23 protein-coding genes and 3 pseudogenes are annotated in these 26,544 nt (G+C 68.9%); 13 read left to right on the top strand and 13 right to left on the bottom strand.

Annotated features, from left to right (window positions below; genetic code table 11):
- Positions 1 to 28 precede the first annotated feature (28 nt).
- The 3 genes from OO67_RS24795 to OO67_RS24785 all read left to right on the top strand — a co-directional run bounded on the left by OO67_RS24795 (position 29) and on the right by OO67_RS24785 (position 4,786).
- A complete protein-coding gene (locus OO67_RS24795) occupies positions 29 to 2,500 on the top strand; it encodes a glycoside hydrolase family 2 protein (RefSeq protein WP_033303542.1) in 2,472 nt (823 codons plus the stop codon).
- The gene (locus OO67_RS24790) at positions 2,493 to 3,551 is read left to right on the top strand and encodes a LacI family DNA-binding transcriptional regulator (RefSeq protein ID WP_033303541.1); all 1,059 of its coding nucleotides are present in this window, start codon (positions 2,493 to 2,495) and stop codon (positions 3,549 to 3,551) included. The genes OO67_RS24795 and OO67_RS24790 overlap by 8 nt, the downstream gene beginning before the upstream one ends.
- 557 nt (positions 3,552 to 4,108) lie before the next feature.
- Positions 4,109 to 4,786 (top strand): alpha/beta fold hydrolase, encoded by a 678-nt coding sequence (locus OO67_RS24785; protein WP_033303540.1) that lies wholly within the window; start codon positions 4,109 to 4,111, stop codon positions 4,784 to 4,786.
- A gap of 110 nt (positions 4,787 to 4,896) precedes the next feature.
- Here the strand turns inward: OO67_RS24785 and OO67_RS24780 are convergent, their stop codons facing one another.
- Positions 4,897 to 5,871, bottom strand: a complete 975-nt coding sequence (locus OO67_RS24780; RefSeq protein WP_244300315.1) for a glycosyl hydrolase — start codon at positions 5,869 to 5,871, stop codon at positions 4,897 to 4,899.
- Positions 5,872 to 7,038: 1,167 nt separating this feature from the next.
- Positions 7,039 to 7,947 carry an NADP-dependent oxidoreductase gene (locus OO67_RS24775; protein WP_033303538.1) on the bottom strand — a complete coding sequence of 303 codons (909 nt, stop codon included), beginning with the start codon at positions 7,945 to 7,947 and terminating at the stop codon, positions 7,039 to 7,041.
- 315 nt (positions 7,948 to 8,262) lie between these two features.
- Here OO67_RS24775 and OO67_RS24770 point away from each other — a divergent pair, with 315 nt between their 5' ends.
- On the top strand, positions 8,263 to 8,619 hold the full coding sequence (locus OO67_RS24770; RefSeq protein WP_033303537.1) for a MerR family transcriptional regulator: 357 nt from the start codon (positions 8,263 to 8,265) through the stop codon (positions 8,617 to 8,619).
- 593 nt (positions 8,620 to 9,212) lie between these two features.
- Positions 9,213 to 10,484 carry an APC family permease gene (locus tag OO67_RS24765; RefSeq protein ID WP_033303535.1) on the top strand — a complete coding sequence of 424 codons (1,272 nt, stop codon included), beginning with the start codon at positions 9,213 to 9,215 and terminating at the stop codon, positions 10,482 to 10,484.
- Positions 10,485 to 10,721: 237 nt separating this feature from the next.
- On the opposite strand, the gene OO67_RS38710 is transcribed toward OO67_RS24765, so the two are convergent.
- Both OO67_RS38710 and OO67_RS39120 read right to left on the bottom strand, forming a co-directional pair.
- A complete protein-coding gene (locus OO67_RS38710) occupies positions 10,722 to 10,859 on the bottom strand; it encodes a hypothetical protein (protein ID WP_157841728.1) in 138 nt (45 codons plus the stop codon).
- Between the two features lie 462 nt (positions 10,860 to 11,321).
- Complete coding sequence (locus OO67_RS39120; protein WP_167748674.1) at positions 11,322 to 11,468, bottom strand: hypothetical protein; 147 nt, start codon at positions 11,466 to 11,468, stop codon at positions 11,322 to 11,324.
- Positions 11,469 to 12,341: 873 nt separating this feature from the next.
- Between OO67_RS39120 and OO67_RS24760 the strand changes: the two genes are divergently transcribed.
- Both OO67_RS24760 and OO67_RS40535 read left to right on the top strand, forming a co-directional pair.
- A complete protein-coding gene (locus tag OO67_RS24760) occupies positions 12,342 to 12,857 on the top strand; it encodes a lytic polysaccharide monooxygenase auxiliary activity family 9 protein (protein WP_033303534.1) in 516 nt (171 codons plus the stop codon).
- Positions 12,858 to 13,098: 241 nt separating this feature from the next.
- Positions 13,099 to 13,872, top strand: coding sequence for a calcium-binding protein (locus tag OO67_RS40535; protein WP_033303533.1), 774 nt, complete (start codon positions 13,099 to 13,101; stop codon positions 13,870 to 13,872).
- Positions 13,873 to 14,472: 600 nt separating this feature from the next.
- Here OO67_RS40535 and OO67_RS24750 read toward each other — a convergent pair.
- Complete coding sequence (locus OO67_RS24750) at positions 14,473 to 14,742, bottom strand: hypothetical protein (protein ID WP_051709788.1); 270 nt, start codon at positions 14,740 to 14,742, stop codon at positions 14,473 to 14,475.
- Positions 14,743 to 14,995: 253 nt separating this feature from the next.
- Positions 14,996 to 15,076, bottom strand: a complete 81-nt coding sequence (locus OO67_RS40080) for a hypothetical protein (protein ID WP_244300318.1) — start codon at positions 15,074 to 15,076, stop codon at positions 14,996 to 14,998.
- Positions 15,077 to 15,350: 274 nt separating this feature from the next.
- Between OO67_RS40080 and OO67_RS24745 the strand changes: the two genes are divergently transcribed.
- The 6 genes and pseudogenes from OO67_RS24745 to OO67_RS24720 all read left to right on the top strand — a co-directional run bounded on the left by OO67_RS24745 (position 15,351) and on the right by OO67_RS24720 (position 20,785).
- The gene (locus OO67_RS24745; protein ID WP_033303532.1) at positions 15,351 to 16,160 is read left to right on the top strand and encodes an ABC transporter ATP-binding protein; all 810 of its coding nucleotides are present in this window, start codon (positions 15,351 to 15,353) and stop codon (positions 16,158 to 16,160) included.
- Positions 16,157 to 16,918: an ABC transporter permease gene (locus OO67_RS24740; protein WP_033303531.1), complete on the top strand. Its 762-nt coding sequence runs from the start codon at positions 16,157 to 16,159 to the stop codon at positions 16,916 to 16,918. Before OO67_RS24745 ends, OO67_RS24740 begins: the two co-directional genes overlap by 4 nt.
- Before the next feature lie 15 nt (positions 16,919 to 16,933).
- A complete protein-coding gene (locus tag OO67_RS24735; protein ID WP_033303528.1) occupies positions 16,934 to 17,728 on the top strand; it encodes a MerR family transcriptional regulator in 795 nt (264 codons plus the stop codon).
- Positions 17,729 to 18,209: 481 nt separating this feature from the next.
- Positions 18,210 to 18,662, top strand: coding sequence for an SMI1/KNR4 family protein (locus OO67_RS24730; RefSeq protein WP_157841727.1), 453 nt, complete (start codon positions 18,210 to 18,212; stop codon positions 18,660 to 18,662).
- Positions 18,663 to 18,844: 182 nt separating this feature from the next.
- A pseudogene (locus tag OO67_RS40680) lies at positions 18,845 to 19,340 on the top strand (DUF6545 domain-containing protein); the annotation flags it as partial.
- Positions 19,337 to 20,785 (top strand): amidase family protein, encoded by a 1,449-nt coding sequence (locus tag OO67_RS24720; RefSeq protein ID WP_033303525.1) that lies wholly within the window; start codon positions 19,337 to 19,339, stop codon positions 20,783 to 20,785. The pseudogene OO67_RS40680 and the gene OO67_RS24720, both read left to right, overlap by 4 nt.
- An 831-nt stretch (positions 20,786 to 21,616) precedes the next feature.
- Here OO67_RS24720 and OO67_RS40905 read toward each other — a convergent pair.
- From OO67_RS40905 to OO67_RS24700, 7 genes and pseudogenes are all read right to left on the bottom strand, one after another.
- A complete protein-coding gene (locus OO67_RS40905) occupies positions 21,617 to 21,934 on the bottom strand; it encodes a hypothetical protein (protein ID WP_208861081.1) in 318 nt (105 codons plus the stop codon).
- Positions 21,928 to 22,386, bottom strand: coding sequence for a hypothetical protein (locus tag OO67_RS24715; RefSeq protein WP_051709784.1), 459 nt, complete (start codon positions 22,384 to 22,386; stop codon positions 21,928 to 21,930). Before OO67_RS24715 ends, OO67_RS40905 begins: the two co-directional genes overlap by 7 nt.
- 359 nt (positions 22,387 to 22,745) lie before the next feature.
- Positions 22,746 to 23,483: a dienelactone hydrolase family protein gene (locus OO67_RS24710; RefSeq protein ID WP_106972811.1), complete on the bottom strand. Its 738-nt coding sequence runs from the start codon at positions 23,481 to 23,483 to the stop codon at positions 22,746 to 22,748.
- Positions 23,484 to 23,941: 458 nt separating this feature from the next.
- On the bottom strand, positions 23,942 to 25,171 hold the full coding sequence (locus tag OO67_RS35790; RefSeq protein WP_051709783.1) for a hypothetical protein: 1,230 nt from the start codon (positions 25,169 to 25,171) through the stop codon (positions 23,942 to 23,944).
- A gap of 102 nt (positions 25,172 to 25,273) precedes the next feature.
- Positions 25,274 to 25,393, bottom strand: a pseudogene (locus OO67_RS39380) (IS5/IS1182 family transposase); the annotation flags it as partial.
- Positions 25,394 to 25,454: 61 nt separating this feature from the next.
- Positions 25,455 to 25,715: pseudogene (locus tag OO67_RS40900) on the bottom strand (transposase); the annotation flags it as partial.
- Between the two features lie 34 nt (positions 25,716 to 25,749).
- Positions 25,750 to 26,334 carry a DinB family protein gene (locus OO67_RS24700; protein ID WP_033303523.1) on the bottom strand — a complete coding sequence of 195 codons (585 nt, stop codon included), beginning with the start codon at positions 26,332 to 26,334 and terminating at the stop codon, positions 25,750 to 25,752.
- Positions 26,335 to 26,544: the final 210 nt, after the last annotated feature.

The raw sequence follows: 26,544 nt of genomic DNA, 5'->3' as shown, positions 1-26,544 counted from the left end.
GCCCCGCACTACGTCTCAAGGAGTACGCATGAAGGTCCCCACGCCGCTGTCCCAGGGCTGGACACTGCGGCTGAACACCGACCGCGGCACCCCCGAGGGCGCGCCCCCGGCGCTGGCAGGAACCACCGTGCCGGCGCAGGTGCCCGGCTGCGTCCACACCGACCTGATGGCAGCGGACCTGCTGGCCGACCCGTATCTGGAGCGGAACGAGTCGGAGGCCGCCTGGGTGGGCCGCGCCGACTGGACGTATGCGACCGACCTGCCCCGCAGGGACAGCACCTTCGAGCGGGCCGAACTGGTCTTCGACGGACTGGACACGGTCGCCGCCGTCCGCGCCGCCGGCCGCCTGCTGGGGCGTACCCGGAACATGCACCGCTCCTACCGGTTCGACGTCACCGATCTGCTGGCGAACGGTCCGGCGCCGCTCGAAGTCGCCTTCACCTCCGCGTACACCGAGGCCGAGACGATCCGGGCGACGCTGGGGGAGCGGCCCAACTCCTACCCCGAGCCGTTCAACTACATCCGCAAGATGGCCTGCTCGTTCGGATGGGACTGGGGCCCCACCCTGGTGACGGCCGGTGTGTGGCGCGAGGCGCGCATCGAGCAGTGGTCCACAGCCCGGCTGGCTGAGGTCCGTCCTCAGGCCACCGTCGCGGGTGATGGGAGCGGCATCGTGGACATCATCGTCGAGCTGGACCGTACAGCAACCGGTCGGAGCCGGCCCCTGCGTCTGACGGCCACTGTCGGCGGCACATCGTCGGAGATCACCGTCACACCCGGAGCCACGACCGCCACGGTGACCGTGCACATCCCGGACGTAGCGCTGTGGTGGCCGCGCGGCTATGGCGACCAGTCTCTGTACGAGTGCGGCGTCGAACTCAAGGACGACGACGGCCATGTCCTCGACGCGTGGGAGCGACGCATAGGCTTCCGCACGATCGAACTCGACACGTCCCGGGACGTGCACGGAAGCGCCTTCACCCTGGTCGTCAACGGCACTCCGGTCTTCGCCCGGGGAGTGAACTGGATACCCGACGACGTCTTTCCCGCCCGCGTCAGCGCTGACCGCTACCGCACCCGTCTCACCCAGGCCGCCGACGCGGGTGTGGACCTGGTACGCGTGTGGGGTGGGGGGATCTACGAGGACCGCGCCTTCTACGACATCTGCGACGAGCTGGGTCTGATGGTCTGGCAGGACTTCCTGTTCGCCTGCGCCGCCTACCCGGAGGAGCAGCCGCTGCGCTCCGAGATCGAGGCCGAGGCCCGGGAGAACGTGGCCCGGCTGATGCCCCACCCGTCGCTGGTGCTGTGGAACGGCAACAACGAGAACCTGTGGGGATTCGCCGACTGGGAGTGGGAGCAGGAACTCGCCGGAGAGTCCTGGGGGGAGGGCTATTACCTGGGTCTACTGCCCCGCATCGTGGCCCAGACGGACCCGACGCGGCCCTACTGGGCGGGCAGCCCCTGGTCCGGGTCGTGGAACCACACTCCGAATGACCCTGACCATGGCACCGCACACTCGTGGGAGGTGTGGAACCGCCGTGACTACAGCGACTACCTCACCACCGTGCCCCGCTTCGTCGCGGAGTTCGGCTGGCAGGCCCCGCCGGCCCACGCCACCCTGGAACGCGCGCTGTCCGAAAGGCCGTTGACGGATGGTTCCCCCGGCATGCTGCACCACCAGAAGGCGGAGGACGGCAACGGCAAGCTGAACCGTGGGCTCGCCCACCACTTCGCCCAACCGGCCGACTTCGACACCTGGCACTACCTGACCCAGCTGAATCAGGCCCGCGCCGTCGCCACCGGGGTGGAGCACTGGCGCTCCCACTGGCCCCGTTGCGCCGGTACGGTGCTGTGGCAGCTCAACGACTGCTGGCCGGTGACCTCCTGGGCCGCGATCGACGGTGACGCCCGGCTCAAGCCGCTGTACTTCGAAATGCGCCGTCTGTACGCCGACCGGCTGCTGACGCTCCAGGACCGGGACGGCGCCCTGGTGATCGCCGGGTGCAACCAGAGCGCGGCCACCTGGGACACCACCGCCACGGTCCGCCGGCTGGGCGCGGACGGAACGGTGCTGGCAAGCGCCGAGGTCACGCTCAGGGCCGCGGGACGCAGCGTGGCTCTGGAGGCGCTTCCCCGTTCGGTCATCGAGTTCGGCGACACGCGTCGGGAGTTCCTGACCGCCGATGCGGACGGCCTGCGTGCGGTGCACTTCGCCTGCGCGGACCGTGAGTTCGCCTACCCTGCCGCCTCCTACGATGTCCGGGTGAGCCAGGACGGCGGGAGAGGCGTGGCGGTCACCGTCACCGCCACCGGACTCGTACGGGACCTGGTGCTGCAGGCCGACCGGCTGGCCCCGGACGCCCGCACCGACCACGGACGGGCCACGCTGTTGCCCGGCGAGAGTTTCACCTGGCGGGTGACCGGGTGGGAGCAGCCCACCGCGGAAGCCGCAGACCGCGCACTGTTCTGCGTCAACGGGGCGGCCGGTCGTGAGTGAGGCACCCGCACGCCGGTCCGGGCGCGTCACCATCAACGATGTGGCCGCCCGGGCCGGGGTGTCCCGAGGTGCTGTGTCCCTGGCGTTCAACAACCGGCCCGGTGTCTCGGAAGCCACCCGTGTACGCATCATGGCGGCGGTCACGGAGCTGGGTTGGGTGCCGAGCCAGACCGCGATCAAGCTGTCCGGCTCCGCGACCGGTGCTGCGGACACCGTCGGCCTGGTCATCGCCCGGCCGGCGCGACAGCTCGGGCTGGAGCCGTTCTACATGGAGTTCATCTCCGGGGTCGAGTCCGTCCTGGAGGAACACCGGTGCTCACTGCTCCTGCACCTGGTGCGCGACGCCACTCAGGAGATAGCTGTTCACCGCGAGTGGTGGCAGTCGCGCCGGATCGCCGGTTCCATTCTGGTCGACATCCAGCAGAACGACCCCCGGGTCACCGAACTGGCGGCGATCGGGCTACCGGCCGTCGCGGTCGGCCACCCGTCGCTGACCGGCGGGTTCACCTCGGTATGGACCGATGACGAGGCTGCCGTGCATGAGGCGGTGCGCTACCTCGCCGCTCTCGGGCACAGGCGGATCGCACGGGTGGGCGGCCATCCGTCGCTCGGCCACACCATCATCCGCACCGCCGCGCTGAACACGATCGTGGCCGAACTCGGGCTGGAGCCGGCCCGCAGCGTCACCACCGACTATTCCGGGGAACAGGGCGCCCGGGCGACCCGGTCGCTGCTGGCCTCCCCGAACCGCCCCACGGCCATCGTCTACGACAACGACATCATGGCCGTCGCGGGTCTGTCCGTGGCCGCCGAGATGGGGTTGAGCGTACCGAGGGACGTCAGCCTGATCGCCTGGGACGACTCCCAGTTGTGCCAACTCACGCACCCGACCCTCTCCGCCATGAGCCATGACGTGTTCGGCTTCGGCGCTGACGTGACCCGTCGGCTGTTCGACGTCGTCCACCGTCGCGACCTGTCGTCCGGCCCTGCGGCACCCCCTGTACTGCTGCCGCGCGGCAGCAGCGCACCCCCGCGGGAACCCACCGACTGAAGCCGTGGCTGCAGCGGCGTCCCGTGTGGGATGCGCACCCCGGATCGCGCCGGCCTTCTGCCACTTCCCTCCACCACCCTTCGCGAAGATTCCCCTCACCGGCACCGGCACCGGCACTGGCACCGGCACCGGCACCGACAGCAAGACGATCGGCCTCTCCCTCGCGGACTTGACCAACCCGCCCTGCGCGACAACCCGCCCGGGGCGACGAAAGGCCCTCTCGACCCGGCCCATGTCACCCGGCCTTCCGTCTGTTTCCACGGCGAGCCGGGAACGACCCGCATCGACTCCTCGGCCACCGACTGACCTGGCCGAGCTGCCGGGCACGACGGCCCTGACCCGTGCCCGGCTCCGATGCGCCGCCCTCTCCCCACGAGGGCGGCCCATCCCTTTCCTCCCCCCTCCCCGGAGCGCCCCGTGACTGCAATCTCCCTTCTCAGCCCCGTCGTACGCACCTGTCCCCGAGGGTCACGCACCGCGAGCCCCGCTCTTGTTGGGCAACGACCCGACGGCGAACCGCAGGCCGAGCTGTGGTCCGGCGCGCACCACGCCACCTCATGATGCTCGCGACCAGAGTCTGGGGGAGCGGCCCTCGTACAGCCGTACTGGTCCACGGCATCATGACGGACTCACGTACATGGAACCGTGTCGCTCCCGCTGTCGCCGAGCGCGGCTACCGGGTCATCGCCGTCGACCTGCGCGGTCACGGCGCCAGTGGCCACGGCGAGACCTACACTCCCGCCGTTCTTGCCGCCGACCTGCTCGAAACCCTGCCTACGGCCCCCGACCTGGCCATCGGACACTCGCTCGGCTCAGCCGCACTGCTGACCGCTCTACCCCGACTGCGCTGTGGTCGCGCCATCCACTGCGACCCCGCATGGGTGAGCCGGCCCCGGGACCTGGCCGCCCTGCGCGCCGTCAAGCACGCCACCTGGCAGGAGTTGCGGGCCGCGCATCCGCGCTGGCACGACGACGACATCACCGCCGAGCATCAAGCCCTGGCGACCTGGGACCCGAGCTCCGTCGCCGCCCTCGTCCACTTGCCCGGTCTGCCCACTACCCCGGCCGCACCTTCTCTGGTGCTGCTCGCTGACCCCAGCGAGCGGATTCCACCGGCTGCCGCCGCGACGCTGCGCCGCCGGGGCTGGCACACGCGGACGGTGGACGGTGCAGGGCACACCGTCCACCGTGACGATCCGGCCGGTTTTCTCCACGGGCTGTCCGGATGGCTGTGACCGTGCCCGTCCGCTGCCGTCAGGCCGAAGGCGAACGGCCTCCGGGCCCCTCCGGCCCGACCTGGATCACGAGCCGCCGCGAGTCTGCGGTGGCCATGGCGGCAGCGCCCTCAAGGAAGGCTTACCTCGCCCTGGTTCAGAACGCGGGGATGGAAGTACGCCGCTTGGATCTCGGCGTTGGTGTTGTTCCCGCGCAGATGCTCGGACCACATCATGAACCAGGCCCATTGCGGCTGGTTCTGCAGTATCGCGGCGGTCGGCATCTTGCCGATTTCCCCGATGGCCATGGGCTTTGTCCCGGCGATGTTCCTCATCTGCTGGTAATCAGCGGAGCTCGGATGGCTCTTGTACCAGACGTCCAGTGATACGACATCGGCGTATTGATTTCCGGGGTAGTAATTGCTCCACCCGCCGGCCGGATTGTCCTGCACGTTCCACACCCAGATGAGATTGTCCAGCCCCTTGGTTCCCGCGAGGTAGTCACGCGTGATCTGGAACAGCCGCGCGCTGCCGTTGGCCCCCGGCCGGTTGCCCCACCAGTTCCACGATTCGTTCATCTCGTGGAACGGGCGGAAGAGAACGGGTATCCCCGAGCTCTTCAGTTGTTGCAGGTAAGGAGCAACCTCGTCGAGACGCCGCTTCCACGCGGTGTTCAGAGCGCTGCCGTTGGTGAGGATCTGCGAGAACTGTGTGTTCGATATGTTCGACTTGACGCCGCCCTCGAACGCACAGGTGCTTCCGCCGGTCGGCGGACAGGCATGCCAGGTCAGGGAGACCAGCGACCCGTTGGCCCACTCGGTCTTCGCCTGGTCCACCACGCGCTGGCGATTGGCGACGTCCGCGGCGTTGAACATCAGGTCGCCGCCCCACAGGCCCGGGTACTGCCCGGTGACGTCCTTGACCTGTTGCGTGTACTGCCCGGGGGCCGACGCAGGCTCCTTGTTGTGCTGTCCGGAAACGATGTTGTTTCCGGAGATCGATTGCAGATAGTTCACCACTGACTGCTTGGGGGTCGCGGGGAACGCTTGCGCAGATTCCGCCGCCGGCCAGGCGAATGCTGCTGTGAAAACGGCTGCAGCAGTCAAGGCGGAAGTTATAAAGCGTTGAGTCTTTCTCACGGGCATCCCTGCTTTCGCGACGGAACGGAAATGCTTGACGCCATGAAGGTGTCGGAACTTCCGGCCCCCGTCAACGGTCCGCGTCCCCTTTCATTGCCGGCAGACAACATAATTTACTTAACGTTTCCTAAACGTGGCACGTTTTCGCCGCTTGTCTGCAATGAGCGTTTCGCGTTACGGATCGAACTGCGTACCGGCGTGGCGCGCCACGCCGCGCCGCCGAACCCCCCACTTCCAGGGACGGACGCTGTGCGGACCCACGCGCCGCCCCTCTCTCCACTCGCCGAACCCGCCGTGCAGCCACGACAACGTGGGGCGTAGCGATGACGGGAGGGCCGAGATGACCGGGGGTACGAGACGAGCAAGACAGCGGACGGCAGGTCACACAGTTCCTCGACACCCGAGGGTTGCTGATCCTGTATGCCGAGTTCTCGTTCTTCTCAGTACTGACCGAACGCGAGAAGAAGGACAGCGTTGCGACCACTCCGAACGAGTCGTTTCCGGGTGGCCCAAGACCTTTACCAGCCCTTCCAGCCCCTCCAGGTCCTCGATGACCTCGGGCGAGGCGAGCGGGTCGGCCGCCAGGCGGGTGTTCGTCGCGTGCCCGCTCCAGCGCTTCGGCCGGCGCGGTACCGCGCAGAACCGGCTGCCGGCACCCGCCACCTCCTGCCGACCGCGGTCGACAGCACCTCGCCGTCCGGGGTGAAGCGGTACTTCGTCTCCGTGCCACTCCCCATCAGCCCGGTGCCCACCGCACGGTTCCAGGCGCGCAGGATTCGCTCCATCTCGGCTTGCGAGAACGGCGAGGGCTCCGCTGCCCGTGCCCCAGACCGACGGCGTGTGTCGCGCTCGGCACCGCCTCTGGATGCGCCCCATCGTCGTCCTTCACGTGGGTGTCTCTCACCACAAGGGCGCGGGAACCGGTGCGGGTACTCCGGCATTCGGGGGGATCAGCGCGCGGCACCTTCGAGCGAAGGCTACTGGCGGGCTACTTGGACCTGAATCGCCGCTCGTCAACGGCACCCCATGGTGTCGGCCCGCTCTCCGGAACCGATCGAGGGAACGCTCGCCACGCAGGCCCGCAGGTCGCGAGTTCCCTACCCTGTGGGCCAGTTCAGATACAGATCGGCCTGTTCAGATACAGATCACGATCTTTCCGCGGGTGCGTCCGCGCTCGGCGTGCGCGTGGGCGTCGGCGATCCGTTCCAGGGGGTAGGTCTGTTCGATACGGGGTGTGTAGCGGCCTTGCCTGCCCAGTTCCGCCGCCGCGGACAGGAGGACGGAGTCGTTCACCGCGTTGACCACGTGCGTGCCCAGGCGCTGTCCGGCCGCGTGGTCGGCGACCGTCGCGACGCGCTTCGGGTCGCCCGCGATCGCGACGAGGTCGTCCAGGGAGCCGGAGGCCGCGGTGTCGAGCACGATGTCGACGCCGTGCGGAGCGAGGCCCGTGAGGCGCTGTGCGAGGCCAGGGCCGTAGGTGGTGGGAACGGCGCCGAGAGAGGTGAGGAACTCGTGGTTGTGTGCACTGGCTGTCCCGATCACGGTGGCAGCACCTTGTGCCACGGCGATCTCGACCGCCGCGCTGCCCACGCCTCCGGCGGCACCCTCGACGAGGAGGGTGCGCCCCGCGAGAGAGCCGAGCGCGTTCAGTCCACCTATCGCGGTCACTGACGCGAGACCGGCACCAGCGGCCTGCTCGTCGTTCCACGTGGCGGGGGTGTGCGCCCAGGCCGAGAGGATGAGCAGCTCTGCGCTTGCCCCGGTGACACCGCCCAGTCCGAAGACCCGGTCGCCGATGCTCACCCCCTGCACCCCGTCGCCGATCTCGTCGACCACACCGGCGGCGTCGCGCCCGGGAATGTCGGGCAGATCCAGGGGGAAGATCTGGTGCAGGGCGCCGGAGCGCAGCTTCCAGTCGATGGGATTGACGCTGGCCGCCGTGACGCGGACACGAATCTCACCGGGTCCGGGGTGGGGGTCGGGGGCCTGCTCGATCACCAGGCTCTCTGCTCCGCCGTATTCGTGGAATCGGGCTGCGCGCATGATGGTCTGCCTTAGTTTGAGGGGCCGGAATGGCGTATGCATCCGACGTCCGTCACGGTACGACCTGACGTTGACGTGAGGTGCAAGTCGACGAGCCCGTCAGGTTCGACACTCCTGTGACCCGACCGAGCTCGGCGACTCACGGCACGACGCGAGGCCTGCCGTGCACACCTGAACCGCGTGAACGACTTCGGGTCCGCCGCCGGGTCTTGATCAATCCCAGCGGGGGCACTGGTCCGATCGACCCTCTGAGCCGTATTGCTAGCCTGAATCCGACGTCGACATGAGGTACGAGCGGGAAGAGGGAGCTGCGTCATGCGCATCGGACAGCTCGCCAGGCGGTCAGGGGTCAGCGTGCGGGCCCTGCGCTACTACGAGGAACAGCGCCTCCTGGAATCGGCGCGGACGCCCGGTGGGCAGCGTGACTATCCCGACGAAGCCCTGGAGCGGGTCCAGCTCATCCAGGACCTCTTCGCGGCCGGCCTCTCCAGCCGTACCGTCGTCGAACTCCTGCCGTGCGTGAGCACCGGCGTCGCGACCCCCGCCATGCTCGACCAGCTCATCACCGAACGCGACCGCATCGCCGCACGTATCCGGGACCTGAACCGGGCCAGGACAAAACTCGGCCGCGTGATCGAGAATGTGACCGCGGCGAGCGTGGTGCAGGACTGATCAGCCGGCCTGCCGCTCTCGCCGGCGACCCTTCCGTCCGGATCGGACAGGATCGACGGGAGCGGTCCGTGCAGCCACGGCGGCCGGCCCCGTGCCAGCAGCACGAATGCCGAGACCGTCGAGGACGTCCAGCCCGATCGCCCCATCGCCGCCTGCCGTCGCGATGGGTAGAACCCGGCCTGGCCGGCATCTACCGGGCACTTGCCGAACACGAACGAGCCCAGGCGTACCCCGAAGCCGTCGTCAAGGCCCATTTCGGCTGCGCAGTCCTACCCGCATCAGAGATCGCTCACCCCCGGCACCCCACAGCACGCCACCCCGCCAACTGAGGCGCCCCTACTGGGCCGTCACTCCACCAAGATCACTTCATGGCCCGTTTTGCAGGCGTCTTCGCTGGACCTCCCGCAGTCAGCGCGCCGGTCTGTCCCGGCGCCCGCTCACCCAACGCACCATGAAGCCACACGCCGAGCCGGCACCTTGACGCGGGCCGATCTCCCCCGGGCAACTGCTTGGCTGTCCCGTCGCCGTTTCGCCACCTGGTTCCTATACGGTGCGCCCGGTACATCTGCTGGAGCACGGTTGGGGAGTGAGTGATGGGCGCGGTGTCGGGGCCTGCGGGCACGGGCGAGTTGAAGCGGCACCTGGGTGTGTTCGACGCCGTCGTGATCGGCCTGGGCTCGATGGTCGGGGCGGGGATCTTCGCGGCCCTGGCCCCGGCGGCCGGTGCGGCCGGGTCGGGGCTGCTGCTCGGATTGGCGCTGGCGGCGGTGGTGGCGTATTGCAACGCGATGTCCTCGGCGCGCCTGGCCGCCCTGTTCCCCGCCTCCGGGGGGACCTACGTCTACGGGCGGGAGAGGCTGGGCGAGTTCTGGGGCTACCTCGCCGGATGGGCGTTCGTCGTCGGCAAGACCGCCTCCTGTGCGGCCATGGCCTTGACCGTTGGTTCCTACGTGTGGCCGGACCAGGCGCACGCCGTCGCGGTGGCAGCCGTGGTAGCGCTGACCGCCGTCAACTACCTAGGGGTGCAGAAGTCCGCCTGGCTCACCCGTGTCGTCGTCGCCTTGGTCCTGGCCGTACTGGCCGCGGTGGTGGTCTCCGCGGTCACCTCCGGCGGCGCGGACGCGGCCCGGCTCGGAATCGGTGACGACGCGACCTTCGGCGGGGTACTGCAGGCGGCGGGCCTGCTGTTCTTCGCCTTCGCCGGCTACGCCCGTATCGCCACTCTCGGGGAGGAGGTCCGCGACCCCGCCCGCACCATCCCGCGGGCCATCCCGCTCGCTCTCGGCATCGCACTCGTGGTCTACGCGGGCGTAGCCGTCGCCGTCCTGCTCGTGCTGGGCCCGCAGGAGCTGGCGGACACCACCGCTCCTCTGTCGGATGCCGGACGGGCCGCAGGCGCGGACTGGCTGGTGCCGGTCGTACGGGTGGGCGCCGCGGTAGCCGCGCTAGGCTCGCTCCTCGCTTTGATCCTCGGGGTCTCGCGTACGGCCCTGGCGATGGCCCGCGACCACCACCTGCCGCATTCCTTGGCCGTCGTCCACCCGAAGTTCCAGGTGCCGCACCGGGCCGATCTGGTGGTGGGCGCCGTCGTGGCCCTGCTCGCCGCGACCGCCGACGTGCGCGGGGCGATCGGGTTCTCCTCCTTCGGGGTGCTCGCCTATTACGCCATCGCCAACGCCTCCGCCTGGACCCTCGCCCCGGACGAGGGCCGACGGGCGCGGATCATTCCGGTAGTCGGGCTGGCCGGCTGCCTTGTCCTCGCATTCGCCCTACCGGCGTCTTCGGTGATCGCAGGCGCGGCGGTTCTGGCTGCCGGAGCCGCTGCCTACGCGGTACGTCGCGCGGTGACCGCACGCAAGGCCTGACCCGGCTCGCCGGCCGCCGTGCTGGTAGTCCTGTACGCCACGCTCTCAGCTGGTCCCGGAGTCCGCGCCCGGACTGTCCACAGTGCTCGGCCGCGGACGACCTCGTTCAGCTCGGCCTGCACCTGTACTGCCTCGGCGTCCCGACCATCGCTGGGCGGCCTCCTACCAACTGTGACCCGCTTCATGCGTGGTTCCTGTCAGGAATCGGGTCGCCGCCCCGCTCACGTCACCGGGAGCTCAGCGGAGCGAACCGAGGTCCGGCACAGCGTTGACCACGGCGATCTCGGCGTCGGCCGGGGAAGCCGGCGGGCCGATTTCCCAGCCACGTGGGAGCCGGCACAGCCGGGCGCCGAGGACGACGGCGCGGTGCTTCATGTGATGCTCCGTCGAGCGGCTGCAGCTGGACCAGCTCGCGGCTGGCCAGGAAAGATTAATGCCAGAAGCTCGCCGACCTCTTCGCGGGCGCGGGGGTACGGCTGCGCCTGGCCGGTGTCGGCGCCGTCCACCCCGAGCGCCAGGTCGTCGCCGTGGCCTGCGCAAATCTGTCGGATCCTCCCGGAGCCGGCAGGTCACAGAGGTCACGATGGGGGTGCGCCGAGCGGCGGACGAGGAGCTACTCGAATCTACGGCCACCGGCCTGTGCGAGCAGGCGGAGGCGATCCGGGCCGGCGCCCAGCGGAGTGGGCAGTCAGGCGACATGGCGGGTCAGATGGACTCTGACCCGCCATGTCGGAGGGTGCCCTCGAAGACGAGCAAAGCTGCTCCGTTTCCCATGACAACCAGCCGAACGATGCCGGTCGTCACTCCCGGGCGCCCGCTCGTGCCGAAGCGCCGACGTCACCGGCGTCCGCGCAGCCGACCGAACAGGCGGCGAGCCTGGGCGCGCTTGCGGGGGTCGGCCGCGGCACGTCGGGCCGACGTGATCGTCCGTCGACCCTGAGGGCTGCGGGTGAACTGCGTGAGGCGGGCGATCAGTCCGGACATGTGTTCCTCCTCGAGGCGGTATGCCGTACGCCTACCCCGCAGAGGCGCGGGGATGCCCGGGCGTCGTTGCGCGCCGGTCGCAGCATCTTCCGCGTTCCGGGCCGCGGAGCTGAGCGGCCCCCGTGGCCCTGTACCTTTGCGACACTCCGTGCCCCGGGGCGACCGGCACCGGTACGTCGCCAGCGCTTAGCGGCCCTGATCCCCGGCGAGCTGCCGTGCTCCTGGGCCAGGTCAGCGGGAGCTCGACAGGCTCGCTGGTGACGTACCGCTGTCCGCGCCCCGGGCGGTCATCAAACGGGAGCAGATCGTCTCCGCCGCCAGCCGTACGGCAGCGTACGGCGGCGAGGCCGAGGCGAGAGGCGGCAGCCCGACCGCCCGGGCAGCGCCGGGTCGAACGCGGGGGCCTTGACGTGCATCGCCTCACTGAGGCCGACGTTCAGGCTGTCGGTTCCGGCGGGGACGGCCCGTTGAGGTCGAGGCCGACCAGGTGGCGCAGGGTGCGCTCGGCATCGTTCTCCTGGCAGGGGCGGTGCAGGTAGACGCCGTTGCCCGGAGCACAGCGCGAGGGTGTTCAGGACCACCGACCCTTCCAGGTGGTCGTCCCGGTACTCAGGCGCGAGGCCGCGGACCTGGAGGTCCGACGAGGTCCTGGCGGCCGGTGGTCCCTGAACTGTGCGTAGAGCAAGGCGGGATGAGCGGCGCGAACTCGCCGGTCCGAAGGTCGGCCGCACCCGCACCCTAGCTTGGTCTAGACCAAGCGGGTACGCTTCCATAGCCATCCATGGCCGCTACGCCGTCATGCATGGCACCACTTGTCATGCACACGCTTGCATGATTCGCGCAGGCAAGTACCAACCCCACAGAGGAGTTGTCATGAAGAGCAAGAAAATGCTGGCCGTCGCCATCGGCGCGGGCATCGCCCCGCTCCTGGCCGTCAGCCTGCCCGCCGGCAACGCGAGCGCACACGGCTACATTTCCTCGCCTCCCAGTCGGCAGGCCCAGTGCGCCGCCGGCACGGTCCCCTGCGGTTCCATCAAGTACGAGCCGCAGAGCGTCGAGGGCCCCAAGGGCTTAACGAGCTGCAGTGGAGGGAACGCCGCCTTCGCCGAGCTCAACAACGACAGCAAAGGCTGGAAGGTCACCCCGATCAGCCGGACGACCAGCTTCAACTGGCGGCTGACGGCACGGCACGCCACCAGCACCTGGCAGTACTACGCGGGTGGCCGGAAGATCGCGGAGTTCAACGACGGTGGCGCCCGACCGGGCGAGACGGTCACCCACCAGGTGAACTTCGGCAACCTGACCGGCAAGCAGAAAGTGCTGGCCGTGTGGAACATCGCCGACACCGCCAACGCCTTCTACGCCTGCGTGGACGTGAACGTGAGCTGACACGCGACCGGCACCACCGTGCCATCGCACCACAGCGCCGCCCGGCTCTGCTGATAGGCACCAGAACCTCGACGAACCAAACCGGCTGATGCCTGGAGTGGGCGGTGCGCCGTTCGCTCCAGGCACCGGCCGGCACCTCGCCTGTACGCAGAAGATTACGCCGGGCGGCACCGCGCTCGTACGCAGGCGAGCACGCCGCCGCAGGGCCGGCCCACCGGCCACCCCATCGAGATGAGGTCCCATGAACCGCCACCGAGTCACCGCCCGCGCAGCCGCCGTGGCCCTGCTCGCCGCCGGCCTCGCCGCGCCCCCGGCCGTCGCGGCTCCTGCCGCCAACAGGGCCAAGGCCCGCATCGGCGCCGACTGGGCGAAGCAGTCGATCACGTTCACCGCCGCACGGGGGCAGGTCAACGACCTCCACGTGGTCCCGATGGATCAAGGCGACGCGGTCCGGCGCATCGGCTTCCGTGACGCGGTCCCGCTCCAGCCCGGCGACCACTGTACGTACCTGGAACCGGGGGTGGAGACGTATGTCGTCTGCGAACTGCCCACCGGCAGCTCTCGGCCGGACCGGATCGACGTCTTCCTCGGCGACGGCGACGACGAGATCGCCACCAGCGACCTCGGGGTGGCCACTGTCAGCGGTGGACCCGGTGACGACACCCTGCACGCCCACACCGCGCACACGGTACGAGGCGACGCGGGCAACGACATGGTCATGGGGCGCGCCGTCCTGGACGGCGGCGACGGCATGGACCACCTGATGGGCGACGACGGCGACCAGCGGATGTGGGGCGGCCGGGGCGACGACATGATCGAGGGCTACGGCGGCACGGACCTCGTGTACGCGGGCTCGGGCGACGACCACGTCATGGGTGGGGACGGCAAGGACGTCCTCCTCGGCGGCTCCGGCGACGACATGCTGCACGGAGAGGCCGGCGACGACCTGATCGTCGGCGGCCCGGGGAAGGACATGGCCGAGGGCGGTCCGGGCCAGAACATCGTCCTCCCGTAGGCGGCACCGGCCCACCCAAATGGGAGCGATCCTGACGGTGGGAGCAGACCCTCGCCCAAGTTCCCCTTCGAACAGGCGGACCCGATGATCCCTCGTCCGGGTGTTTCCGAGGCGGTGGCGCGGCCTTCACATGATCATGGACTCACCCCAGGGGGCGGACTTGACGCGAAAGCCGTAGTGGTGAGTGTGGGGGAGTGGGGCGTGCAGTGCGAGCCGTTCGTGGAACTGTCACGCTTCCCTCCGTTGTTCTGCGGGACGTGGTGGAGCCCATCGTATGGATGACCTGCCCAGGGGCGTCGAGTATGACTTCCGCGCCGCTGCCGCTTGTGGCTTCCCCGGATTGGCCACCCGACGCCCACGACGACTCGGCTGCCGATAAGGAATGGCGAATGATCGCTCCCTGGGGAATCGACAGCGAGGTCGTCCGTGGGAGGCACCAGGTGATCCCCGGCCGGCCGTCTCGTCGTCGCGCGCTGGAGGCCGGCCGGACCTCGTGGCCGACCGTACGGGAGGCCATCCGGCCGACACCCGGCGCGACCTGGCCGCCGTCACCTCTGCTCAACTCCGCTACACGGCAGGCCGGTTGATCGGCGCAAGGGTCTACCAGCAGAACCATCCGTTCTGCACATACCCCTCCGCGTTGACGTTGCCCCAGGCGAAGCCGCGCACATACTCGCTGCCGAACTCCGCGTAGTTCTGGTACACGGTGAATGACTGTCCACTGGTGAGCTGGGCGAACGGCGTGCCACCGTAGGAGCTGCGGACATCGAGTGTCTGAGCGCACACGGTCAGGCGCTGACCGACGTCGCTGTACTGCGCCCACCGGTAGGGGCCGCCGGCGTAGGCAGCGGACTGGGTGACGGCGAGCATCAGCGCCGTGAGTAAGGCGGTGAGAGAGCCTCCGAGAACGGCACACCGCGCCACCCGCCGGGGACGATGGATCTCGCGCGGGGCCGATTCGGACTGCTGACGTAACGCTGACGCGACCACGGTGTCGTCTCCTTGCCTCGGTGAATCCCAGCGCGGACACAATAGATGGACAGGCTGGCTTGCGATAGCCGCACAGGCCAGTGGTGGACATGGTCGCGGCAGAGGGCGTCGATGGCCCCCCACCTGCCGAAGATCAGGGACCGGAACAGCGAATACCGGCCTCCTCCTCCAGATCACGCACAGCGGCGGAAAGGCTCGTCTCCCCGACGTCCACATGACCGCCAGGCGAAGCAGGCGGGTTCGTCGATCTCTGGCCGACGAGTGGCAGGAACCGACGCGTGACTGGTTCACCGGCAGCAACGAGTGGGGCGGGTTCGGCCTCCAACTCGGGGCCAGCAGTCCGGCATTGCTGCGATGTGTCTGACCGACCGGCGATTTGGATGCCGTGGTCGGAACGGGCTTGACCTTGACGCTGGGTCAACCCTCCATCCTTCCCAAAGGAGCTTCCCCGCAGTCACCTGGACAGCTCCCGAAGGAGGCAGACGACCATGACAGCCCAACCGATCGCCAGTCCGGCGATTCACGTGCAAGGTCTCAGAAAGTCGTACGGAAAACACGAAGTGCTGCGAAGTGTGGACTTCGACGTGGTGCCTGGCAGCATCTTCGCCCTGCTCGGTTCCAACGGGGCAGGCAAGACCACGACCGTGAGGATCCTCGCCACGCTCCTGAAAGCCGACGCGGGGGCGGCGAGCGTCAATGGCTTCGACGTTGCCACGCAACCCGCGAACGTGCGGGAGTCCATCAGCCTCACCGGACAGTTCGCGGCCGTGGACGAGATCCTCAGCGGTCGGGAGAACCTCGCCCTCGTCGCCAGGCTGCGCCACGTCGAGGACCCGGACGCGATCGCGGATGACCTGCTGAGGCGTTTCTCGCTGAACGAGGCGGGCGCGCGCCGGGTGTCCACGTATTCGGGTGGGATGCGTCGCCGACTGGACATCGCGATGAGCCTGATCGGGAGTGCGCCGGTGATCTACCTGGACGAGCCGACAGCAGGTCTTGACCCCGAGGCGCGCATCGAGGTGTGGGATGCGGTCAAGGAGCTCACCCGCTACGGAACGACGGTGCTGCTCACCACGCAGTATCTGGACGAGGCCGAGCAGCTGGCCGACCGGATCGCGATCCTCCACCAGGGTCGGATCATCGTGAACGGCACCCTCGCCGAGCTCAAGCAGCTCTTCCCGCCTGCCAAGGTCGAGTACGTCGAGAAGCAGCCGAGTCTCGAGGAGATCTTCCTCGCGGTCATCGGCGGCGGTGACAAGTGCGATGCCGATGGCACGACAACCGGGGGACGAGGATGACCGCGTACTTCTTCAGCGACACTGCCGCGCTCACGGGGCGGACCCTGCGTCATGTCACCCGCAGCATGGACACCATCATCACGACCGCCATCACGCCGGTCGCCATGATGTTGATGTTCGTCTACGTGTTCGGCGGCGCCATTGACACCGGGTCGGTTTCGTACGTGAACTACATGCTGCCCGGCATCCTGCTCATGACCATCGCATCGGGCATCTCCTACACCGCGTTCCGGCTGTTCACCGATGTGAAGAGCGGGATCTTCGAGCGATTCCAGTCCATGCCGATCGCTCGGTCGGGTGTGCTGTGGGCTCACGTCATCACCTCTCTGGTCGCCAACCTGATCGCCCTCGTGCTCGTCGTGTGCGTCGCCGTGCTGATGGGCTTCCGCTCGGGGGCAGGAGTGTCGGCATGGCTCGCGGTCGCCGGTGTCCTGCTCTTGTTCACCCTGGCGCTGACCTGGCTCGCCGTGATCCCCGGGCTCTCTGCGTCGTCGGTCGAGGGAGCGGGCGCGTTCGCCTACCCCCTCATCTTCCTGCCGTTCGTCAGTTCGGCTTTCGTGCCCACGAAGACGATGCCCGGCCCGGTGCGCTGGTTCGCCGAACATCAGCCGGTGACATCGATCGTCAACACGATCCGCAACCTGTTCGCCCAGCAGCCGGTCGGCGACGACATCTGGACGGCCCTCGCGTGGTGCGTCGGCATCCTCGTCGTGGCGTACATCCTCGCGATGGCCGCCTATCGCCGGAAGATCGCCTGAGACAGTCTGGGACCCATGCTCACCATCAGCCAGCTTGCGGCGTACGCCGGAGTGACGGTGCGGGCGGTACGTCACTACCACCAGATCGGCCTGCTGCCGGAGCCCGAACGCAACCGGTCCGGATACCGGACCTACGACGCTGTTGCGGTCGTGCGACTGATCCGGATCCGCACCCTGGCAGATGCCGGCGTGCCGCTGGGCCGGGTACAAGAACTCCTCGACGCCGGCCCGGAGGAGTTCGCCCGCGGCGTCCAGGAGATGGACAAGGATCTTCGCGCCGAGATCCGGCGGCTGCAGGGCACCCGCAGACGGCTCGCCCGGCTCGCTGCCGGAGAGCAGTTGGCGCTCCCGAAGAGCGTCGTGGACTACCTCGACCGGCTGCGCGGTCTTGGCGTCGAGGAGGGGTACATCGAGATGGAGCGGGACGCCTGGATCATGATCGCCGCCCAGGTACCGCATTCGATCGACTCCGTGATCGCCAAAAAGCACGAGGAGTTGGACGATCCCGACGTGGTGAAGCTCTACGGCCTTCTCAGCGGGGCACTCGACTGGCTGCCCGACGACCCGCGGATCGTCGAGGTCGCCGACATCATGGAGCGCCTGATGATTCGCGCTGTGGAGGCCGGCGAGGTGGGTGCCGACGACGGCGTCGACGACCAGTTCGTCGACCTCCTGGACTCGACCATGGTCGAGTCCTCACCGGTCGCCGCGCGGCTGTTGGCGATCCTGGAGGAGCGGGGCTGGAGGGGATGGACCCGCATCGAGCGAGTGGCTGCCGACAGGATCAACACTGAGCTACCGCCATCTTGAAGGCAGGCCGGCGTCCTGGTGAGACGTTGGTCGGGAGTCCTCGTGCTGGTCGGGGGTGGCCGTCTGCCTCGGTGAGGAACCGGGCCGACGCGGAAGGGGTGGGAGTTCTTGAGCGGTATTGGCGGGGTGAACCTGTGCCGTAGGCCGTATTCCGTCGAGCGGACCGCGGGTTCGGCGGCTACACGGAGATGCCACGACCGGCGGTTAGGACTGCTTTTGATCGCGATAGGACAGCAAAGGGAGAACCTGTGGAACTTCTCTGTCTCGCCGCTCAGGAGAGAACCGGCTTCTGGCCCACAGCGCCCGCCAGGTCGTCCCTCTCCTGCTGACCCGCCCCTTGCTCAGGCGACGCGGGCCCGAGCGCCATCCCCAGCCACCCACCCCGTGACCCATGGCAAAGGGCCGGCATTCGGTGATGCGCCGGCCGAGGAGAGCTGATGAGCCCCGGTTCCGGCTCTTCGCGCGCCGATAGCATGAGTGCATGAGCACCGTTGTGACCGCGGTCTGGGATCGTATCGAGTCCTTGCTGAATCTATACTTTCCAGCCACGCCAGTGCCCTGTGGCGCAGCCGACGAACTGATGGTCGAGGCGGAAGCCGCACTCGGGTTCCGCCTCCCGGCCGATCTGCGGACTCTGTGGCAGCGATGCGGCGGGACTTTTGGGCCGCTGACACCCGAGGGTGAGGTGCTGCTCGGGGTGCGGCAGACCTTGGAGACCTATGCCCTGCTGAGTCACCCGGGGGTCTGGGAGACGACGTGGATCCCGTTCACCGCCGATGAACCCGACGACCCTTTCAGTGGGACGTTCATCGACGCCGCGACCGGGCTGACCGGGTCGTGGAACCGGCAGGACGTCTCCCATCTCCATGACGACGGCAGCACGCTCGCCGGGTATCTGACCGAGGTGGCCGACGAGCTGCAGGCAGGCCACTGACTACATCGAGCGAACCCCGCCTGTTACGGAGAAGCATGCTTGACCGGCACGATGTCCGGGTCGCCGCTGAGGTGGCCGCCAATCCGGATGGGACTCCGGCACTTCTGGAGGACCTTGTCCGGCACGAACCATCGGTGCAGAAGGCGTTCCGCGAGATCTCCCGGCATTGCACTGCGGCGGCCGGCTCCCACCTCGAGTCGACGACCGACCCGGTTGACGGCCGCCTACATCGTCACCCGCCTGCAGACCGTGGGGTCCCGCGAGGTCGCGGCGGCCCATTCGGTGGTGCTGACGGTGGGACAGTTCCACGCCGGTACGAAGCACGACATCGTCCCCGCCGAGGCCCGGCGCTCCCTGAACCTGCGCATCCGGGACTGCCGCTTCGTGATCCACCGGTACCTGACGCCTCCGTCCGCGAGGCCGGCGAAGCCCGTCACCGAGCCCGGGGGCTCCACGGACAGGGGCTTCTCGCGGCCGTCACGGCGGACCAGAACCTCGCCGGAATCGCCGCCCGGGCCCGCAGGTGCCCGCCCGGAGCCTGACGAGCTCACCGAGTTCGCCGACTTCTGACGCCAGACCACCAGGCCCATGGACGACGTCGACACTCCTCCTCGACGTCGCCCGCCACCTGCCCCGCCAGCCCACCCAAGCCCTCACCTTGAGCGAGTCTCCGCATGACGAACGACCTCACCCATCAGCCCGCTCACGTCCAGCTCCAGGCTCTGGACCGCGGCGAGATCTCCAGCCGCGAACTGCTCGACCTCCACCTCGCCCGGATAGAGGCCAGCCAGATCAACGCCGTCGTCACCCGCGACGACAGCGCGTCCCGCGCCGCCGCGCACGCGGCCGACGAACGCCGCGCCCGCAACGAGAGCGCCGGCATCCTCGACGGGCTTCCGCTCACGATCAAGGACAGCTTCGAGACGGTCGGCCTGCGTACCACCAGCGGTGCCGAAGACCTCGCCGACCACGTCCCCGCACGCGACGCCGACGCTGTCGCCCGGCTCCGCCACCAGGGTGCCGTCATCATGGGCAAGACCAACACCCCGGCGTACTGCCAGGACCTTCACACCGACAACGCCCTGTTCGGCCCCACGCTCAATCCGCACGACCCCAAGCGCACCACCGGCGGCTCCTCCGGCGGCCCAGCCGCAGCAGTCGCCGCATACCTGACCCCCGCCGACCTTGGAAGCGACCTCGCCGGCTCCCTGCGGCTCCCCGCTCACTACTGCGGCGTCTACGGCCTGCGCCCCACCCACGGACTCGTCCCAGCCCGAGGCCACATCCCCCGACCGCCGGGATGGATCACCAGCAGCGACATGGTGACCCCCGGCCCCCTCGCCCGCCACCCCCGCGACCTCGACCTGCTCCTCGCCGCGCTGACGACACCGTCACCCGACGAGAACACCCCCTGGAGCGTCACGCTGCCCACGGCGCAGCGCCCGCTCAGCCAACTCCGTGTGGCGGTGTGGGCAGACGACGCAAGCGGCCCCGTCGACCGCAACACGGCCGGCGCGCTCGCCGCCCTCGAAGGGACACTTGCCTCCGCCGGCGTCAGTGTCCGCCGCACCGCCGGGCCGGTCAGCTTCGCCGAGTCCCTCCGCCTCTTCGAGCAGCTCCTCCACGCCACCACGACGGCCACAACCGACGATGACGCCGGAGCGGCCGAACTCGCCGCCGCCCGTGACCTGGACACGGACGACGCGAGCCCACGAGCCGCCATCCTCCTCCACCGCACGCAGACACACCGCGCCTGGCTCCGCGCCAACGAGGAGCGGCTCCGGCTCCAGCAGACGTGGCACCGGTTCTTCGCCGACGGTCAGTACGACGTTCTCATAACGCCCGCCGCGCCCACCGCCGCGATCCCGGCCGGAAGCCGATCCCTCACGGTCGACGGCACCGAACGGAGCTTCTTCGACCAGACCGGCTGGGCCAACCTCACCAGCCACATCGGCCTGCCCAGCCTGGTCATGCCTATCGCGCACGGCACCGACGGCCTCCCGGTCGGTGTGCAGTTCGTCGGACCGTCCTATGCGGACCGGACCTTGCTCGTGATGGCCGAGCGCCTGGCGCCCCTGCTCGGAAGGGGGGCCGAGGGCGTCATCCCACCACGGCGCGGATGATCTCCGCGTCACCGTTACAGGTGACGCACTGGCTCCGGGATCGGTGCCACCTCAGCAGATTCATCTGCCGAAATCTCTCACCCCGCGTCAAGAACAGGCATAGCTGTTCTGAAGCCGCAGCTCGGAAAGCTTCGGCCCGGGCACGCAGGGGATGTCCGCGTGGGGCGGGCTGCGCGTGCCGTGGTGTCGTCGGGCAGCATGGTGCGATGCGCTTCGATCGGCCTTTACCTCGCGAACTGAAAGCCGTTGATTCCTCGTCACTGTTCCGGCTGGAGGAGCAGGCATGCGACCTTGGTCTGAGCCAGCGGTTGGGGCCGGCATGGGTGCGAGCCAATGCGGCGCCCGACGGCACCCACTACCTATGGCCGGCCCTCTGGCACTCCCTGTCCCACAGGCCGGACATTCCAAGTCATCTGCGGTGCGAACTCCTGATCACTGTGCGAGCGGGAGAACGCGTGAGGAGTCTGCTGGACGTACTTCCTGATGCCTTCACCCCGCTGCCGCGAGTGACTTCACGAGAAGAAGGCATGCAGGTCAGTCAGCTTCTTGAGCGTGCTCCTTCGGTCAGGGGATGGTTACTGCGGGAGGCTGAGGGCTCGGAGCTGTGACAGGCGCCGCCGGCACGTCATGCGGGCGGGGCCGTCGGGGCCTGGCTCCAGCACGACGCTCCCGGCCGGAGCGCGGAGCCGCGTACGGAGTTCACCGCGAACGACCCTCCCGCCGGTCTGCCCACCGCGCTCACCACCGGCCAGCACCTCCGGTGGTCCCGCTGCACCTCGCCGCCCACCGCGCGCACGGGCTACGACTGTGCCGCCATGAAGACCCCCTCGACTACCGGAAACCAGACAGCAGGACGATCGAGGTCGCCCTGATCCGCCGCAAGGCCACCGGCCCGAACGCCCGGCGCATCGGCTCGCTCGTTCTCAACTTCGGCGGCCCCGGCGTGTGCGGCGTGAGCGGACTGCCCGAACTCCCGATCCTGCGGTAGAGGGCGCCCCGGCCGAGGAGGAGCACACACCGGTCGCGGTGCCCGGCGGCGGTCCGCAGGTCGTACGTGGCGACCATGGCCCGCAGCAGTTCGTCCCTGATCGGGGGAGCCTCACGAACCGCGGCGCGCTTCGCCCACGTCTTCTTGTACTCGTTCAGCATGCCCGGGCCTGCCTCGTGCCGGGCTTCAGATCCTCGGGCATCCAGGTGCGGATGGCGGACATGGCGGTGTTGACGGCGTTCGGGGAGCGCCCCGGCTCGATGAGGTAGGCGAGGTACTCGACGTAGGTGGCGGTGGTGCACGGCCGGGCCACAGGGCCTTCGTCGGCGCACCAGGCAGCGAACTTGTCGCGCTGGGACAGGTAGTTGGCGCTGGCGTTTCTCGGCGCGGACTGGTTTCCCAGCCGTTCGGCGGTCTGCTCGGAGACGTACAGGTCCCGCTCGGTGTATCTCGGCTGGTCGCTCTCGGTGGGGAGCCCCTGGCCGGGGTGAAGGATGGTGTGCCGGTCGACCACCCGGGCGGACATCAGGCGCGGGTGGATGGTGGCGGGGAGATGACCGTCGTCCACCAGTTCCGCGTCCACCACCTCCATGTCGTCCTCGTGTTCCATCATGCGCCACCTGCACGAGCCCGTGCTCCCCATTTCGCCAGCGCGCCAAGGCCGTCCGGCAAAAGGTCCAGGCGCGGGTGCCCCCATTGCAGGAGCGTCGGCGTGCCGTGGCCCGCAGGCCGCTTGTGCGGCGGGGTGTCGTACGGATTCGGAGGTCCGTCCACATCGAGCAGGAGCAGGGCTCACCAGAGCCGGTGTCTGCATCCCAGTCCTTCGCATCCTCATCCAGTGACGACCCCGGAATCCTGGCCCAGACACCAGCCGCGAAGTGGGTCGCGAGCCGGACGACGAGCCCCGTTCCCCTGCCTGGGCGCCGTCGTTGGTCTGATCGAGGGATCGAGGTCAAAGAACGTCTGCCTGGGTCATGCCCCCAGATCCTCGGTCACGGGCAGGCACTCGGCGAGCAGGTCGACGACGTCGCGCCAGGCTCGCTGCGCGTGCCGTGGGTGGTAACCGACGCCGGGTACCACGGGGTGTCCGACCGGCGGGTGGTGGAAGGCGTGCAAGGCGCCGCCGTAGACCGTGAGGCGCCAGTCGACGCCCGCGGCCTGCATCTCAGCGGTGAACGCGTTCCGTTGCTCGGGCGGCATGATCGGGTCTTCCGACCCGACCCCGGCCCACACCGGGCAGCGAATGTGCGCCGCCTCACCCGGGCGGCCCGTGGTAGTTGCGTTGACTGTCCCGATCGCGCGCAGGCTGACGCCGCCGCGGCCGAGTTCCAGCCCGACGGCGCCCCCGGTGCCGTAGCCCACGGCGGCGATCCGGTCGGGGTCGGTCCGCGGTTCGGTGCGCAACACGTCGAGCGCCGCATGGCCGATGCCCCGCATCCGGTCGGGATCAGCGAGCAGCGGCAGGCAACGGGCCAGCATCTCCTCGGGGTCGCCCAAGTAGCGCCCTCCGTGAAGGTCGAAGGCCAGCGCTATATATCCCAGCTCGGCGAGAGCATCGGCCCGGCGGCGCTCGACGTCGCTGAGCCCCATGCCCTCTGGTCCGAGCAGCACCGCGGGCCGGCGGTCGACACCGGCCGGGAGAGCGAGGTGCCCGATCATCGTCAAACCGTCGGCCGGATACTCGACCGTACGCGTCGTAATCGTCGTCATGAGATTGGACTGTAGTGATCGCCGAGCCCGGTCCGGCTGGTGTTCTGCCGCTGGCAGAGCAGCGCGGGTATCCCTCTGAAATACGGCGAGGGCTCGCCCGGCGGGCTCCCGGAGGGCGTCGAGGCCCTGCCCTCGGGTTCGCGTGCTCGCGCGCCTCGTCGCTCTGGGCGACGAGGCGATTTCATGGTCAGCACGGCGAAGTAGGTGAGCCCGGACGGGGCCGGTGGTGTGTACGGGCGTGCCCGGGAGGCATGTCAGAGCGCGGGACTCTCGAGGTCCGGCACGGTGGGTGTGGAGGCATCTGCAGCAGGCGGCCGCGGAAACTTACGGGGTGAGCCCTGCATGGGCTCGTGCCGGCGGTGGAACCGGGGCTCGGGAGAGAGGGGGGCATGGCCAGGCCTGCGTCGCCTGTCGCTGGGCCGCCCTTGCACGTCGGTGTGCGGGCGTACTTCTCGTGGTCAGGGTGTGGGGGGCACCTTGTGCACACCACCGGTCGTCGTGATGCTCCATGACGCCCGCGACTGGAGGTACAGCAGCCCCGGTTCTCTCGACGTGGTGGCTGCCGCTGTGAACGATCCCTCGCCCTCGACCAGTAGAGCTCCCGGGGTGTAGTCCGGGCGGAGTTCGTGCAGGGAGAAGGCACTTCCCTCGTTCTGTGTAACGCGCAGTGGCATACGGCCGCCGGGGTGTCTCAGGACGTAGGCGCCGGTTGATGCCACCGAGTCGGTGAGGACCGGAATGTGCTCCGGGGGGTGCAGCCAGATACGCCATCCGCGCTTAGTGGTCATCTCCAGAATTATGCGGTCCCGCCCGTCGGCCGGCACGGGAACGATCGCCCGGGTCAGCGCGGACCCGTAGGCCAGAATTTTCTGGGGCATCCCGTTTCTGCCGGGTGGGCCGGTCAGTTCGACCCAGGAGTTCCGGGCCTGGTCGATGTGGACCACCAGCAGTTCGGGGCCGTTGCGGTTGGTGCGGACGAGCTGAACCCCGGTAGTGCCGCGACTCGCACGGCGCTGTTGCGTACCAGTGTTCTCGGGCCAGGTCTCGTAGGACGTGGAGGAGGCGGGTGGGAACGACGTCTGCCCATCCGTGGTGGTCGGGCGGCGGTCAGGCTGTCGCGTGACGGCTCCTTCGGCGGCGGGGGCCGCACGCGGGGCCGGCGGGGTCTGCGAAGGGAGGCGGGGCCTGTCTTCCGTCCGGCCGCTCTCGATCGGTGGCAGGCCCTCGGACAGGCGCACGGCATCGGCGGCGCACACGGCGATTGCCCGTACAGCACCTTCCGGCGGCGCCCAGCGGGCCTCCTCGGTGGAAGGCCCGTGCCTGGGGTCGAAGAAGCACAGCGGGCGCCTTCGCGGGCGTGGGCGCCCTTCCATCGCGGCGTCCACACAGGCCAGCGCGTGACGCCCCTCGTCAAGGGAACGCAACACATCGGCAGCGTCCTGGAGGGTGCGGTCACCGACGAACTCGCGTTTGGCCTGCTCGTAAGCGTCCAACGCCCGCTGATAGTCGGCAAGGAGTCCCGAGTCGTCCGGATGGCTGCCCGGCACGAAGGAATGCCGGGCGAGAGCTTCCCCGAACGCGGTGATCTCCGCGTCGACGCGTGCGAGTTCGTCCTCACGTCGGCGTCCCCGGAAGAGCCCGGTGAACGCCCCTACTCTTCTTCTGGCCACACAGGTGATCGTAGCCATGGCCACCGGGTGCCGAACCCGTTCGGGCCTGGCTCTCCGCCGGAAGCGTGTTGCAGAAGTCTGGTGCCGGGCAGGTGAAGCCGGGTTCTGTGCCCTTGTGGATCATGCGGCCAGGGCGTGGTTGTGGAGTGTGGCGACGGCTTGGACGGCGTAGTGGAGGCCGTTGCCGCGTTGCCGGCAGTCGCGGAGGATCTTGTAGTGCTTCATGCGGGCGAAGGGATGACGACCAGTCCAACTCACCCCTGGCGCCGAGTTCGTCCAGCACCGCCCGGTGCAGTCTGCGCCACAATCCGGCCTCGGTCCACACGCTGAACCGGCGGTGCGCGGTGGCCGGCGATACACCGGACGATTCCGGCAGATACCGCCGCGCACACTCACTCGTCAGTGTGTACGCCACAGCCGTGAACACCGCCCGCTCGTCACGCGGAGCGGTCCCGCCACCTTGCGGTCGAGCCGCGAACGACGGCAGTAGCGGGGCGACCAGCTCCCAGAGCTCATCAGGAACCAGACGCTTCGACAGATCAGCCCTCACGGTCGCCCTCATGCCGCTCGAACATCAAGTCACCTGGCACAGGCCTCTATGCCTTGGCCGATGCGGCCGATCTGGCGGCCTGCTCGATCTTCGCGTAGTGGGAGTTGCGGGCTTCCTCATCGATCTGCATCTCGTGTTCGGGGCGCATCCCGGTTCGGCCGTCGACGCCTTCGCGCAGGATGTCAGCGTGCCCGGCATGCCGGTTGGTCTCGCCGAGGACGTGGACCATGACGGCGAACAGGTTCGTGTTGGAATGAGGCTCCGGCCACCACGGCACGTGGCCGGGGGCACCGAGGGGAAGCTCGTTGATCCTCGCGTCCGAGTGTTCCCACGTGCGCCGGTAGAACTCGATGATCTGATCGCGGGTCTCGTCCTCGGTCGCCCACAGATCGCTTCCGTCGTGGTCCTGCCACCGGGGCAGCGGTTCCGGGAAGGGGCGGTCGAAGACCTCGCCAAAGTACCTGGCCTCGACGCTGGCCACGTGTTTGACCAGGCCGAGGAGGTTGCTCCCTGTCACTGTCAACGGTCGGCGGGTGTCGTATTCGGACAAGCCGTCGAGCTTCCAGACCAGCGCCTCGCGGTCCCGCCGCAGTCTCCCGTGCAGGTTGCCCTTCGCGAATTCATCGATCATGCGGCATGAGCCTGCCATAGGCTACTCGCGGCCTCAAGATTCCGTGCGTGGACCGCAACGACCGGAAGGGCCGAAGTCTGGCAATGGCCAGTGCCCTGAGCTGCCACAAGAAGCCGATGTACTGCCACGTGAGACAACGTCTAACGCCTCGTCTGGCGGATTTGCGCCCAACTCGCGAGATTTTCCGGCCTACGCTCCAAGGACTGAGGT

It is taken from the genome of Streptomyces atroolivaceus, assembly GCF_000717025.1.
Lineage (GTDB): Bacteria > Actinomycetota > Actinomycetes > Streptomycetales > Streptomycetaceae > Streptomyces > Streptomyces atroolivaceus.
The sequence above is the reverse complement of the archived record's forward strand: the minus strand, read 5'-3'. Positions and strand labels throughout refer to the sequence as shown.